The organism is Embleya sp. NBC_00896 (genome assembly GCF_045207785.1).
Lineage (GTDB): Bacteria > Actinomycetota > Actinomycetes > Streptomycetales > Streptomycetaceae > Embleya.
The window spans coordinates 3,428,053-3,441,277 of record NZ_CP108776.1; the positions used below are offsets into that span (position 1 = coordinate 3,428,053).

Below are 13,225 nucleotides of genomic sequence, written 5' to 3' on the forward strand. Positions count from 1 at the left end.
TCGAGCCCCGATCACGCGGGCCGGGAGGCCCCGGATCCGGGAGCAGAGGTCGGAGGCGTCGGGTCCGGGTCCGACGACTCCTTCGGCGATTCCCCGGCCGGCGTCGCGGTGACGACCCCGAACCACGCGCTCCGAACCCACACGGCTCCGATCCACGCGACCCCGAACCACCCGACCCGAGGCCACGCGACCGCGGACCACCCGCATCGGGACCACGCGCACCCGCGGTCCGAGCACCCCGACCCCGGGAGCCCCGAACAACCCGCCGACGCCGGCCGGCGGACCCCCCGCGAGCGCGGCCCCAACGGCCGGCTCGGCGACCTTCTCGGCGTCGCCGGCGTCAGCAACGCCGGCCTCGCGCGCCGCGTCAACGACCTCGGCGCCCGGCGCGGCCTGTCCCTCCGCTACGACAAGACCTCCGTGGCCCGCTGGGTCGGCAAGGGTATGACTCCGCAGGGCCCCGTGCCGCACCTGATCGCGGCCGTGCTCGCGGAGCGCCTCGGCCGCCCGGTGCCGCTGGAGGAGATCGGCCTCGACGACAGTCGGCCGGTGGATCCCGATCTCGGCCTGGCCTTCCCGCGCGACGTCGGGGAGGCAGTTCGCACCGCCACCGACCTGTGGAGGCACGACCACGTGAATCGACGCGAGTTGCTCGCCGGGACGTTCGCGGTCACCGCGTACGGCACCCCGATGGCCCGTTGGTTGATCACCCCGGCGGACGCCCGCGCCGAGCATCGCGGGTCCGGTCCGCACGTCGGACACAGCGACGTGACCAAACTGCGCGAGGCGGCCGAGGAGGCCCGCCGCTGGGACAGCAAGTACGGCGGCGGCGACTGGCGCGCGTCGATGGTGCCCGAGTGTCTGCGCTGCGACGCGACCCCGCTCCTGCGCGGCAGCTACCACGACGACGTGGGCCGCCGGCTCTTCGGCGCGACGGCCGAACTGTCACGCCTGGCCGGGTGGATGGCCTTCGACACCGGGCAGCACGAGGTCGCGCAGCGCTACTACATCCAGGCCCTGCGGCTGGCCCGCGCGGCGGCCGACGTGCCGCTCGGCGGCTACGTGCTCGCGACGATGAGCCTCCAGGCGACCTATCGCGGCAACCCCGACATGGCGGTCGACCTCGCGCAGGCCGCGATCGAGCGCAACAAGGGCATCGCGACCGCCCGGGTGACCGGCTTCCTGCACCTGGTCGAGGCCCGCGCGCAGGCCCGGGCCGGCGACGCGGCCGGATGCGGGCGGGCGCTCAACGCGGCCGAGGCACACCTGGAGCGGTCCCGCCCCGGCGACCCCGACCCCGAGTGGATCGACTTCTTCACCTGGGACCGGCTGTGCGCGGACGGCGCGGAGTGCTACCGCGACCTCGGCGTGCCCGAGCGCACGCGCTACTTCACCGCGCAGGCGCTCGCGGGCCTGCGCGGCGAGGCGTACCAGCGCTCGCACGGCCTGCGCCTGGCGGTGGGCGCGCAGGCCGAGCTGCGGGCCGGCGAGATCGAGGCGGCGTGCGCGACCGGCCGGCAGGCTCTGGAGATCGCCGACCGGGTGCACTCGTCACGCAACGCGGCCTACCTCAACGACCTGATGGTCGGTCTGAAGCCGTACACCGACGTCCGCGCGGTCAAGGACTTCACCGAGCGCGCCCGCCTGGTCGGTGGCATCACGGGTGAATACATCTAGGTCCGCCGGGAAACGCCCACAAGCGCCCGAAGAGGCCCGAAGAGGCTCCCGCGGGCTCCGGGGAACACCCGGGAGAGGCCCGAAGAGGCTGGGAGAAGCCCGAAGAGGCCCGGAAACACCACAGGCCCGACATGTGAATGTCGGGCCTGCGATACAAGTAGCGGGGACAGGATTTGAACCTGCGACCTCTGGGTTATGAGCCCAGCGAGCTACCGAGCTGCTCCACCCCGCGTCGGTGAACACAACTGTACGGCATCCCGAACGCGCCCACGACCAATTACGGCGACCTCGGATCGGAGCCGATCCACGGAGGCCGGCGGACGGACTTCCCTGCCCCCTCGCCGGCGACTCCGACGGGCCGTCAACTCCCTTTCCCAACAGGGTGGTTCATGTCCGGCGTCGACCCCTCGCGGGCGCGCCGAAGCACGGTATGGTTCCGGGCCGTGGGGGGCGGGTCGCCTACGAGGGCGGGTCGATGTGCGCCGGCGACGGCCGCGGCAGCGGCGGAGCGGGATGTGTCCTGGCATGACGAAGTCCGAGCGATCCGGTTGCCCCTTCGCGACGTTGGCCGGGCCGCGCTTCGAGACCGACCCGGCCGGGCTGTACGCGGAGCTGCGCGCGCGGCACGGGGCGGTCGCGCCGATCCGACTCGACGGTGACGTGCCGGCCTGGCTGGTCCTCGGCTATCACGAACTCCTGCGTGTGGTCCGCGATCCCGGCCTCTTCTCGCGCGATTCCCGACTGTGGCGCGACCTGATCGAGGGGCGCCTGCCCGCCGACTGGCCGATGCTGCCGATGGTCGAATACCGGCCCTCGCTCCTGTCCACCGACGGCCCCGAGCACCGGCGCCGCAACGCCGCGATCTCGGCCGCCCTCGGTCGGATCGACCGCCGGGCCCTGCGCGGCGAGATCGAGCAGATGGCCGACTCGCTGATCGACACCTTCGTCACCCGCGGTACGGCCGACCTGATCACCGAGTACGCGCGGCGTCTGCCGATCCTCGCCCTCGGCCGGATGGTCGGGCTCCCCGGCCCGAGCGGCCCGCCCCTGGTCGAGGCGATCGACGGTCTGCTCGACGGCGGCCCGGAGGCGCCCGCGCACCAGGCGTTCTTCGAGCGCACGATGACCGATCTGGTCGCGGCCAAGCACGCCGTGCCGGGCGGGGACATCCCGTCGTGGCTGATCGCCCACCCGGCCGCGCCGACCGACGCCGAGATCCTCGACGACCTGGTGGTGTTCATGGCCGCCGGGCACCAGCCCACGGCGAACTGGATCGGCAACACGCTGCGCTTCCTGTTGACGGATCACGGCCTGCACGCCTCCGTCGCGGGCGGCCGGCGGACCGCCGACGAGGCCCTGGACGAAGTGCTGTGGCTGGATCCGCCCACGCAGAACGTGGTGGGCCGCTGGGCCACCGAGGACACCGTGCTCGGCGAAACCCGGATCCGCGCGGGCGACTTCCTGATCCTGGGCATCGCGGGCGCGGGCGCCGACCCCGCAGTCCGCACGGCCGACACCGAACTGGCCGGCAACCGGGCGCATCTGGCCTGGGGCAGCGGGCCGCACATGTGCCCGGCCCAGGACCACGCGCGGCTGATCGCGCAGACCGCCGTCGACACGCTGCTCGACCGACTGCCCGACCTCCGGCTCGCGATCCCCCCGGACGCCCTCGTGTGGCATCCGTCCCCGTGGGCCCGCGGCCTGACCGCGCTGCCCGTCACCTTCACGCCGGACCGGCCGACCCACGGCGGCATGCCGTGGCCGGCGGCCTCTACCCGCCCGGAATCAAGGCCCACCCCGCCGGACCCGCCCACCCCACCGGATCCGCCCACCCCACCGACCGAGCCGGACACGCCCGCCCCACCGACCGCGGACACCGCGCCTTCCACGCCCTCCACGCCTGCGGCGTCCCCGCCACCGGCTCCCGCCCCCACGCCGCCGACCGGGCCGCCCGCGTGGTGGTCCCCGGCGAGGTGGCTGCGCGGCCGGTGACCGCCACGACGTCCCGACCCTCCGGCCCTCCGAGCCCGGGACAGCCCGCACACCGGGTCCGCGAGAGCGCCGGGCGCGGCACCGGGTCACCGGGTCACCGGGTCACCGGGAACACCGTGAGCGCCCGCCGGTGACCCTCTAGGGTCGAAGCACGGAGGTGCGCATGACGTTGTCCTACGACGTGGTGGTGATCGGTGGCGGGATCGTCGGCCTGGCGACCGCGTACGCCCTCACGGAGCGCGATCCCGGACTGACCGTCGCCGTGGTCGAGAAGGAGACCTCGTGGGCGGTCCACCAGACGGGCCGCAACTCGGGCGTGATCCACTCGGGCCTCTACTACAAGCCGGGCAGCCTGAAGGCGCGGTTCGCCGTCGAGGGCGCGCGGCGCATGGTGGACTTCTGCGCGCGGCACGGCATCGCGCACGACGTGACCGGCAAGATCGTGGTCGCCACGAGCGAGCACGAACTCCCGCGGCTGCGTGAGCTGTACGCGCGCGGGCTCGCGAACGGCGTGGCGGTCACCGAGTTGACGACCGATCAGGTCCGCGAGCGGGAGCCGCACGTGCTGTCGATCGGCGGCCTGCACGTGGCCTCCACGGGCGTCGTCGACTACACGGACGTGTGCCGGACCCTGGTCGCGCTGCTGCACGATCGCGGCGTCTCGTTGCGCACCGGCGCGGGCGTCGTGGACCTGGCCGTGCACCCCGACGAGGTGGTGGTGCAGACCCGCCTGGGCGAACTGCGCGGGCGGGTCCTGGTCAACTGCGCGGGGCTGTACAGCGACCGAATCGCGGCGATGGCGGGCGATCCGCCGCCGGTGCGGATCGTGCCCTTCCGAGGCGAGTACCACGAGCTGGTCCCCTCGCGGCGCGGTCTGGTCGAAGGGCTCGTGTACCCCGTGCCCGACCCGGCCTTCCCGTTCCTGGGCGTGCACCTGACCCGCGGCATCCACGGCGACGTGCACGTGGGCCCCAACGCGGTCCTGGCCCTGCGCCGCGAGGGCTACTCGTGGGCGCGGATCGCGCCGCGCGAGTTGGCCGCGACGCTCGCGTACCGGGGCATGTGGCGGGTCGCGCGCCGGCACTGGCGCTACGGCGCGGGCGAGATGCTGCGCTCGGTGGCGAAGCCGGCGATGGTGCGCGCGGTGCAGCGGATGCTGCCCGAGGTCACCGCGGCCGACCTGGTCCGGGCTCCGGCGGGGGTGCGCGCCCAGGCGGTGCGGCCGAACGGCGACCTGGTGGACGACTTCCTGATCACCGGCGGCGAGCGGACCGTGCACGTCCTGAACGCGCCGTCGCCGGCCGCGACCGCGGCGCTGCCGATCGGGGACGAGATCGCGCGTCGGGTCGCCGAACGACTGGGTTCGCTCTCCCGGCGGTGAGCCGAGGAAGCATCATGTTCCTGCGATCGACTCGGGGGAGACGTCGTGAGTGCGAAACGGGTGGCCGTGGCCGCCATGCTGTTATTCGCCCTGGCGCTGTGCGGCGGCACGGCGCGGGCCGCGCCGACGCCTGCGGCGAAGCTGACGTTCTCCCCGGGCGGCAAGCTCAATGCGGGCGACGTCGTCACGATCGTGGGCACCGGACACACGGGGTGCCCGAGCGGCCGGGTCGACGTCAGCGCGGTCTTCTCCTCCGGGGGGAGCATGGGCGAGTTCCCCGAGCTGATCGGCACGGACGTGCCGGTGAACGCGGCGAACGGGTACCGCTTCACGATCCGCTACCGATTGGGCGCCGACGGCCTGAGCGCGAGCCAGCGCTTCGAGAGCCGTTGCACGACGGACCGCGCCGATTTCTGGAAAAAGCGCATGGCGAGCGTCCCGTTCGACTTCGAGACGAACATCGACACGCCGCGCGACGACCCGGACCCGGGCACTGTGCCGAGCGAGCTCGCGAGCAGGCGCATCGTGGTCCGCCCGACCTCCGCGCCCCCCGGCACCGTGGTGACCGTGTGGACGGACATCAAGTGCGGCAGCTCCAACGCGGCGAACGATGCCGGCCTGTACTTCGGTGACAGCTTCGTGCACGCGATCAGCGCGTCGAACAACGCGACGGCCCGTCCGGTCTTCCTGCGGATCCCGCAGACCCCGGTCCGCGGCCCGCTGAAGATCTCGGTCTCGTGCGGCGACGTCACCGACCCGGACATGGTCGACGGCCCCGCCGTGTTCGCCGCCGACTTCACCGTCCCGCCCGCCACGCTCGTGCTCTCGACCGAGCGGGCCACCGTCGGCTCCCGGGTCCGGGTGACCGGCTCCGGCTTCACCGGATGCGCCGACCCGATCGACGGCGCGCCCGCCGAACTGGCGGTCCGGCAGGGCGATCGCGTCGTGGCCCGGCTGCCGGTCGCGCGGGACGGCCGGGTGGACGCCGACCTGATCGTGCCGGACGGGTTGGGCGAGGGGCGTACCGAACTGACCGCCGCGTGCGGAACCGAACGCTTCGACGGCAGCGTGCGGCTGGCCCTCACGGTCGCGCCCGGGCCGCGACCGGCGGACGGCGTCGCGCGGCGCCCCGCACCCGCGGCCGACCGCGCCGAGTCGGCGGTCGACCTGCCCTCCCCCGGCGACCTGCTCGACCACCCGGCACCGCTCACCGTCGCCGGCACCGGCACCGTGCTCGCGCTGCCGTTGGTGGGCTTCGCGGCCGAGCTGTTCAACAAGACCGTCGAGGAGAACCGGCTGCGGATCCGGCGCCGGCTGCGCCCCGGCTCGGCCCGCCCGCGCTCGCTGCCGCGGGCGCCGAGGCTGCAAGTGGCGGCCTTCTTCCTGTTGTCCGCGCTGTGCACGGTCGCGGTCGAGCCGAACATCGCGCTCGACGCGTCCACGTACGCCCTCGCCGCGTCGCTGCTGATCGCGATCCCGCTCACGGTGCTGGCCTACGCGGGCCTGGCCGAGTCGTATCGCCGGCGCGTCTCGCGGGTCCGGGCCTTCCCGCACCTGGTCCCCGGGGCGCTCGTGGTCGCGCTCGCGCTCGGGGTGGTCTCGCGCTCGGCGCACCTGGTCCCGGGCTACGTGTACGGGCTGTTCCTGGCCTTCACGCACGCCGGGCTGCGCCGGCTCCCCGATCGCGAGGAGGGCAGGGCGACCGCGCTCGGCGCGTGGGCGCTCGCGGGTCTGGGCGCGGTCGCGTGGGTGTGGCGGATCCCGGTCGAGCACATCCTGGACGGCGACGCCGCGCCGGCCTTCGGTTGGATCCTGGTCGAGAACGTGCTCACCCAGACCTACATCGCCGCGGTCGTGGGGCTGGTCTTCGGGCTGCTGCCGATCCGGTTCCTGGACGGGCACCTGCTGTGGAAGTGGAGCAGGTGGGGATGGGCGGCGGTGTACGCCGTCGCACTGTTCCTGTTCATGCTCACGCTGCTCGACCCCACCGGCGTCACGACCGGCGCGACCCGGGAGATGTGGGTACGCGCGGTGTGGCTGTTCGGCACGTTCCTGGTGCTCTCGGTGGCGTTCTGGGCGGTGTTCCGGCTGCGTCCGGGGCCACCGACCGGTCCGCCGGGGGCGGAGAGACCGCCGGGCGGGCCCGATCCCCGGGCGCTGCCGATTCCACCGCCGGCCATGCCCGGGGTTCCCCCGACGATCGGCCGCCCGGAGGTCCGGCCGTAAAATCCTTGTCCCATGTCCCCTTTCCCCGGTGCCTCCACCCTTTCCGGCGCCTCGACGAACGGCGAGCCGGTGCGCCACCCGGCCACCGTGCGCAGCTTCACGCCCCGACGGGGCCGGATCACGCTCGCCCAGCGCGACGCGCTCGACCGGCTGTGGGAGCGGTGGGGGTTCGATGTCGCGGACCGCACGATCGACCTCGGCGAGCTGTTCGGCGACGACCGGCCGGTCGTGCTCGAGGTCGGGTTCGGCATGGGCGAGACCACGGCGGTGATGGCCGCGGCCGATCCGACCGTCAACGTGCTCGCGATCGACGTGCACACGCCGGGCCAGGGCAGCCTGCTGCACGACGTCGAGAACCGGGGCCTGACGAACGTCAGGGTCGCCAACGGGGACGCGGTCGAGCTGCTCCGGGACATGCTGCCGCCGGCGTGCCTGGCCGGGATCCGGGTCTTCTTCTCCGACCCATGGCCCAAGACCCGGCACCACAAGCGGCGGTTGATCCAGCCCACCTTCGCCGCGCTCGCCGCGTCGCGACTGGTCCCCGGCGGGACGCTGCACTGCGCGACCGACTGGGAGCACTACGCGGAATGGATGCTGGAGGTGCTGTCCGGCGAACCCGAGCTGGTGAACACCACCGACGGCTACGCGCCGCGGCCGGCGTGGCGACCGGTCACCCGGTTCGAGCAGCAGGGGCTGGACAAGGGTCACGAGGTCGCGGATCTGATCTTTCGCCGCCGCTGATCCGATCGCGTCCCATCCGATCCGATCCGATCCGATCCACATGTCCTGTCGTGATGGGGTAGGGACTCGATACCGACCGCGTCACAGCCGACCGAGAGGGGGGCGCCGCGATACCGCGCGGCGTTATCGTCACCACATATGGACGCTCAGCGAGGACCCGAGGCTCCGGCCGGTCCCGTCCCTCCGGACGAGGCCGCCTACGAGTTCGCCATGTACCAACCCGGGCCCGCCGAGCGGTCGCAGCTGCGGGCCCTCGCGACGAACCAGACCGCGCGAATAACCGTGCTCGCGGTCGCGCTGCTCGGGTGCGGGGTCACCATCGCGTTCATGCTCGGCGACACGATCGGCGCCGAGGGGCTGCTGGTCGGCGCGCTGCTCGCGCTGGTGCCGGCGCCGCTCGTGGTCAGCGCGATCGTCTGGCTGGGCCGGGTCCGGCCGCTGCCGTGGAAGAGCCTGCTGTTCGCGTTCGCGTGGGGCTCGTGCGCGGGCGCGCTGGTGGCGCTGCTCGCCAACAGTTGGTCGTTCGACAAGCTCATGGATCTCAAGGGCGAGGAAGACGCCCAGCTGCTCGGACTGACCCTGGTCGCGCCCGTGGTCGAGGAGTGCGTCAAGGGGCTCGCGGTCCTGCTGCTGTTCGTGACGATCCGGTCGCGCTTCCGCGGCGTGCTGGACGGGCTGATCCCGGCGGCCATCAGCGCCGCGGGGTTCGCGTTCACCGAGAACATCCTGTACTTCGGGCGCGAGTTCGCCGCGAGCGAGGACAGCGGTGACGGCCTGGGGACGACGTGGGGCACGTTCATCGCGCGCGGCATCATGTCGCCCTTCGCGCACCCGCTGTTCACGTCGATGATCGGCCTCGGCTTCGGGCTGTCCCTGCTGGCCCGGTCCCCGCAGGCGCGGGTCCTGCTCCCGCTCGGCGGCTACCTGTGCGCGGTCGGGCTGCACGCGGCGTGGAACGGCTCGGCCACCCAGGGCCTGGCCTTCCTCGGCGTGTACTTCCTGGTGATGATGCCGATCCTGGGCGCGATCATCTGGTACGCGGTGATCGTGCGGCGCGACCAGTTGCGCGCCGTCGAGGACGAACTGCCGGGCTACGTCGCGGCGGGCTGGTTCCGGCCGCACGAGCCGCTGCTGCTGTCGTCGATGTCCGACCGCTCGCGCGCGCTGCGCACGGCGAAGACCACGCTCGGCCCGGAGGGCGTCGCCTGGCTGCGCGCCTATCAGGCGGACGCCACGATGCTCGCCGAGTTGCGCAGGCGCGCCACCGCGTCGCGCAAGGGTCCGCCGCCGGGCTACTCGGAGCAGGAGCGGGAGCTGCTCGACCGGCTCTGGGCCGTGAAGCCGGCCCTCACGCAGGTCATCGACCACACGATGCCGTCGCCGCGGTGGCGGTACATCCAACCGCCGCCCGGGTGGGCGCCGCCGGGGATGGTGCCGTTCGGGGCACCGCGGGGTTGGGCGCCGCCCGGCATGGCACCGGCCGGGCCGCCGCCGCCCGGGTGGGGACCGCCGCCGGGATGGGGACCGCCGCCCGGCTGGGCTCCGCCGGGGTGGGCGCCGCCGGCGCAGCAGGCCTGGGGCGCCGGGCCGCCGCAGGGCCCGCCGCCGCCGTGGGGACCGCCGCGCCACGCCGCCAACGGGCAGCGGGCCGAGGTGCCCGCGCAGCAGCCCGCCCCATGGGGTCCGCCGGCGCAGCCCACCGGCACGGTTCCCGCGCAGGGCGGCCCACCGGCTCCACTGGGCCCGCCGGCCTGGTACGCGAAGCCCGGCAGCGGCCCGCAGCCGCCCCCGCCGGAGCCCGAGACCCCCGACGAGACCTGAGCGATCCGGGCGATCCGGGCGGCCGAGAGGGTCGGGAAGGTCCGGCGGATCCGCCGGTCCGGGCGGGCCGGGAGCCGTAGCCGGTCCGGTCCGCTCCGCGTGCGACCATGTCCGAGTGCATATCTCGACCACCTACGTCCCCACCGAGGCCGACATCGCGGAGGGCGTGATCGCGTTCCGCCGCGGCCTCTTCCGGGGTCTGCTCGGTGCCGGAACGGTGCTCTCGGTGGTGGGCGTCGTGCTCGTGGCGACGGCCCTGCTGTCCGGGACGACGGTGCTGTGGCCGCTGGCCTTCGTGGGCTTCGGCCTGGCGATGCTCGCGCTGCGGTTCTGGGCCCCGATCCAGGCCGCGCGGCAGAACAAGCACATGCACGGCGTGCCGTGCGAGGTCACGCTGACCGACGAGACTTTCGTGACCACTCTCGGCGGCAGCCGCAGCGAGACCCCGTGGGACACGTTCCGCAAGATCCGCCGCGTGGACGCCCAGTGGATCTTCGAGTTCGGTCCCACCCAGGCCATGACGATTCCGCGGCGGGTCTTTTCGGATGCCGAGAACCTCGAACTGGAGACGTTTATCCACAGCCGGAGCCGGGCAGCACGCTGATCTTCCACAAGGAAGATCCACATCCTGTGGAAAACCTGTGGGTAAAGGCTTTCGGCGTAACAGCAGCGCTCGAAATAGCGGGAAACATTGTGGATTCGACCCGAACGGGCGGGTTTATCCAATCTGGTACCCACTGTCGGCTTTCACCCGATCGGCATTCCCCACATTCACCCGCGGACTCCCCCGAATCACCACCGATCGGTTTCTCCACAGCTCCCCTGTGCACGCTCCGGGGACCAGCCGGGGCCGACCGGGCACCACCCGCAGGCCGTCCGACCGCCGCCGGCGCCACGGCGAGGGCCTTGATCCGCACCCCGTACGCACGAAGGGCGACCCCTCCCGGGGTCGCCTCCTCGTGCCTCCTCCGCCCCCACCCGATCGTCAGTCGGCGGTCACCGGCATCGGCATCGCGTCGCTCTCTCCCTCGCCCGCCACCGGGTCCGCGGCCTTCGCCACGCCCACCGCGCCCGCCGCGTCGTCGCCCTCGACGGCCTGCTCCGGGACCGGCACTCCGCGCAGCAGGTAGGTCGCGGCGAGCGCGGCCAGGGTCAGGATGACCGCGCCGCCGATCGTGGCGTACTGCATGCCGTGCGTGAACGCGTCCCGCGCGGTGTCCAGGAGGTGCTCGCCCGCCCCACCCGACACGTGGTCGGCGGTGGCGCTCGCGGCCGCCAGCGTGTCGTTCGCCGCGTGCAGCGCGTCGGCCGGCACCCCGTCGAACGTCGCGTCCTTCATGTCCCGGCCGTACACCGCGTCGGCGACGCTGCCCAGGATCGCGATGCCGAGCGCCCCGCCCAGCTCGCTGCCGGTCTCCGAGGTCGCGCTCGCCGACCCGGCCCGCTCCGCCGGTGCGGAGCTCAGGATCATCTCGGCGGTCAGCGTGGTGGCGATCAGCACGCCGGCGGCCACCAGGCCCGCGCCGACCAGGACCACCACGAGCGGCGAGTCGGGCCGAGCCTGGCTCATCACCGCGAACCCGCCCACCGAGAGCAGCAGACCGCCACCGATCAGGTATCCGGGCCGGACCGTCTTGGCCAGCAGGCCGGACACGGTGAGCGCGACCATGATGCCGGGCATGACGGTGAGCGACCACAGCGCCGCCTCGAGCGGGCGCATCCCGAGCACGAGCTGCATGTACTGGGTGTTGAACATCGCCGAGCCCATCATCGCGATCATCGCGATGACGTTGACCGCGATCGACGCGCTGTAGGCCCGGATCCGGAACAGTTCGAGGTCGATCAGCGGGTCGGCGAGCGTGCGCTGGCGGCGGACGAAGAGGTACCCGGCGGCCACCCCGAGGACGATGGCGATCGCGTACAGCGGCGCGAGGCCCTCGGCCGCGATCTCCTTGATCCCGTAGATCACCGCGAGCACCGCCGCGAGCGAGAGCGCGGCGCTGATCAGGTCGATCCGACCGGCCGCGGCGTGCTTGAACTCGGGAAGCAGGAACGGGCCGACCACGAGCAGCAGCACCATCGCGGGCACGTTGAGCAGGAACGCCGAACCCCACCAGAAGTGGTTGAGCAGCAGCCCGCCGGCCACCGGCCCGAGGGTGGCGCCCGCGGTCAGCGCCGCGGTCCAGATCCCGATCGCGGTCCGCCGCTGCGCGGGGTCGTGGAACATGTTCCGGACCAGCGCCAGCGTCGAGGGCATCAGCGTCGCACCGGCCACACCGAGCAGCGCCCGGCTCGCGATCAGCATCTCGGCGCTGTTGGAGAAGGCCGCGACCACCGAGGCCACCCCGAAGGCCGCCGCGCCGATCAGCAGCAGCCTCCGCCGCCCGATCCGGTCGCCGAGCGCGCCCATCGTGATCAGCAGCCCGGCGAGCAGGAAGCCGTAGATGTCCATCATCCACAGCTGCTGCGGAGCCGTGGGCTCGAGCTCCTTGCTGATGAACGGAAGCGCGAAGTACAGCACGCCCATGTCCATGGACACGAGCAGAAGCGGGATGAGGAGGACCGTGAGGCCGATCCATTCCCTACGGCCGGCCTTGGCTGCGGTGGAGGTCATGACGGGAACAGTACAAGCGTCTAAGACGCTTGTCTATGACGCTTGTATAAAAGTCCTTCCCGAGTGCGCTCACCCCGCAGCGGGTACTCGTGTGGCGTGCGGGGGCCGGCGACGACGCGAACCGAGGACGGCGACATGAGTGACGAGCGGATTCCCGTGGACAAGCTTCCCGAGGGCGACCGGCCGCGGATGGACCTGCGCAGCGGCGCCGAGACACCCGTGGACCCCGAGGACCTGGTGCTCGCCGAGGGCAAGGACCTGACCGAGGAGAACATCGAAGCGGCCCGCCGCCGGCTGGCCGAACTCGGCGCGGCCGCGGTGGAACGCATCGTTCCCTGACCGCACGCACGCACGACCGCACGCACGCACGACCGCACGCACGACGACGGGCGCGGCACCCCACCCGGGGCCGCGCCCGTCGGGGTCAGCGGGGAGTGCGCCGCCGGGGACGCATCTCGATGGGGCGGACCTGGTAGACCCCCCGGTCGCGATCCCGCTGCTCGTCGGCCACCTGGAGCGCGATCAGGATCTCCAACGCGCTCCACGCCATCCCGAGCATGCCCAGGCCCACGAACAGCATCGCCCACACCCAGAACCAGGTGTGCGCCCAGACGCCGAGCAACGCCACCATCGCCGCGACAAGCGTCAGCGCCAGGAGTACACCGGTACGAGCCGCCGCGTTTCGCGCGCCGTCGGGAAGCCTGTCGTGCGCCATGGCCGACCCTTCCTGCCACCGAGTTCCAGGATGTTCCTCGCCTGCCCCGTCGTGCGCC

General features: G+C 73.1%; 10 protein-coding genes and 1 tRNA gene. 8 read left to right on the forward strand and 3 right to left on the reverse strand.

Annotated elements, in window-relative coordinates; translation table 11 throughout:
• Positions 1 to 108: 108 nt before the first annotated feature.
• Complete coding sequence (locus OG928_RS15535) at positions 109 to 1,677, forward strand: MFS transporter (RefSeq protein WP_406284051.1); 1,569 nt, start codon at positions 109 to 111, stop codon at positions 1,675 to 1,677.
• Positions 1,678 to 1,835: 158 nt separating this feature from the next.
• Here the strand turns inward: OG928_RS15535 and OG928_RS15540 are convergent.
• Positions 1,836 to 1,909 (reverse strand) — tRNA-Met (locus OG928_RS15540).
• Between the two features lie 293 nt (positions 1,910 to 2,202).
• On the opposite strand from OG928_RS15540, the gene OG928_RS15545 reads away from it, so the two are divergent.
• The 6 genes from OG928_RS15545 to OG928_RS15570 all read left to right on the forward strand — a co-directional run bounded on the left by OG928_RS15545 (position 2,203) and on the right by OG928_RS15570 (position 10,442).
• Positions 2,203 to 3,669, forward strand: a complete 1,467-nt coding sequence (locus tag OG928_RS15545) for a cytochrome P450 (protein WP_406284053.1) — start codon at positions 2,203 to 2,205, stop codon at positions 3,667 to 3,669.
• Positions 3,670 to 3,832: 163 nt separating this feature from the next.
• Positions 3,833 to 5,050: an L-2-hydroxyglutarate oxidase gene (lhgO, locus tag OG928_RS15550; RefSeq protein ID WP_406284055.1), complete on the forward strand. Its 1,218-nt coding sequence runs from the start codon at positions 3,833 to 3,835 to the stop codon at positions 5,048 to 5,050.
• A gap of 45 nt (positions 5,051 to 5,095) precedes the next feature.
• Positions 5,096 to 7,276 (forward strand): FGLLP motif-containing membrane protein, encoded by a 2,181-nt coding sequence (locus tag OG928_RS15555; protein WP_406284057.1) that lies wholly within the window; start codon positions 5,096 to 5,098, stop codon positions 7,274 to 7,276.
• A gap of 12 nt (positions 7,277 to 7,288) precedes the next feature.
• On the forward strand, positions 7,289 to 8,017 hold the full coding sequence (trmB, locus tag OG928_RS15560; RefSeq protein ID WP_406284059.1) for a tRNA (guanosine(46)-N7)-methyltransferase TrmB: 729 nt from the start codon (positions 7,289 to 7,291) through the stop codon (positions 8,015 to 8,017).
• A 138-nt stretch (positions 8,018 to 8,155) separates the two neighbouring features.
• On the forward strand, positions 8,156 to 9,838 hold the full coding sequence (locus OG928_RS15565) for a PrsW family intramembrane metalloprotease (protein WP_406284062.1): 1,683 nt from the start codon (positions 8,156 to 8,158) through the stop codon (positions 9,836 to 9,838).
• A gap of 115 nt (positions 9,839 to 9,953) precedes the next feature.
• Positions 9,954 to 10,442, forward strand: a complete 489-nt coding sequence (locus tag OG928_RS15570) for a YcxB family protein (RefSeq protein WP_406284064.1) — start codon at positions 9,954 to 9,956, stop codon at positions 10,440 to 10,442.
• Positions 10,443 to 10,823: 381 nt separating this feature from the next.
• On the opposite strand, the gene OG928_RS15575 is transcribed toward OG928_RS15570, so the two are convergent.
• Positions 10,824 to 12,452, reverse strand: coding sequence for an MFS transporter (locus OG928_RS15575; RefSeq protein ID WP_406284066.1), 1,629 nt, complete (start codon positions 12,450 to 12,452; stop codon positions 10,824 to 10,826).
• 135 nt (positions 12,453 to 12,587) lie between these two features.
• Here OG928_RS15575 and OG928_RS15580 point away from each other — a divergent pair, with 135 nt between their 5' ends.
• The gene (locus OG928_RS15580) at positions 12,588 to 12,791 is read left to right on the forward strand and encodes a hypothetical protein (protein WP_406284068.1); all 204 of its coding nucleotides are present in this window, start codon (positions 12,588 to 12,590) and stop codon (positions 12,789 to 12,791) included.
• An 85-nt stretch (positions 12,792 to 12,876) separates the two neighbouring features.
• Here the strand turns inward: OG928_RS15580 and OG928_RS15585 are convergent, their stop codons facing one another.
• On the reverse strand, positions 12,877 to 13,167 hold the full coding sequence (locus OG928_RS15585; RefSeq protein ID WP_406284070.1) for a hypothetical protein: 291 nt from the start codon (positions 13,165 to 13,167) through the stop codon (positions 12,877 to 12,879).
• Positions 13,168 to 13,225 lie beyond the last annotated feature (58 nt).

Coding starts and splice junctions, on each gene's coding strand:
- OG928_RS15580 (WP_406284068.1), top strand. CDS start 12,588: ATGAGTGACGAGCGGATTCCCGTGGACAAGCTTCCCGAGGGCGACCGG.
- OG928_RS15575 (WP_406284066.1), bottom strand. CDS start 12,452: ATGACCTCCACCGCAGCCAAGGCCGGCCGTAGGGAATGGATCGGCCTC.
- OG928_RS15565 (WP_406284062.1), top strand. CDS start 8,156: ATGGACGCTCAGCGAGGACCCGAGGCTCCGGCCGGTCCCGTCCCTCCG.
- OG928_RS15585 (WP_406284070.1), bottom strand. CDS start 13,167: ATGGCGCACGACAGGCTTCCCGACGGCGCGCGAAACGCGGCGGCTCGT.
- trmB (WP_406284059.1), top strand. CDS start 7,289: ATGTCCCCTTTCCCCGGTGCCTCCACCCTTTCCGGCGCCTCGACGAAC.
- lhgO (WP_406284055.1), top strand. CDS start 3,833: ATGACGTTGTCCTACGACGTGGTGGTGATCGGTGGCGGGATCGTCGGC.
- OG928_RS15545 (WP_406284053.1), top strand. CDS start 2,203: ATGACGAAGTCCGAGCGATCCGGTTGCCCCTTCGCGACGTTGGCCGGG.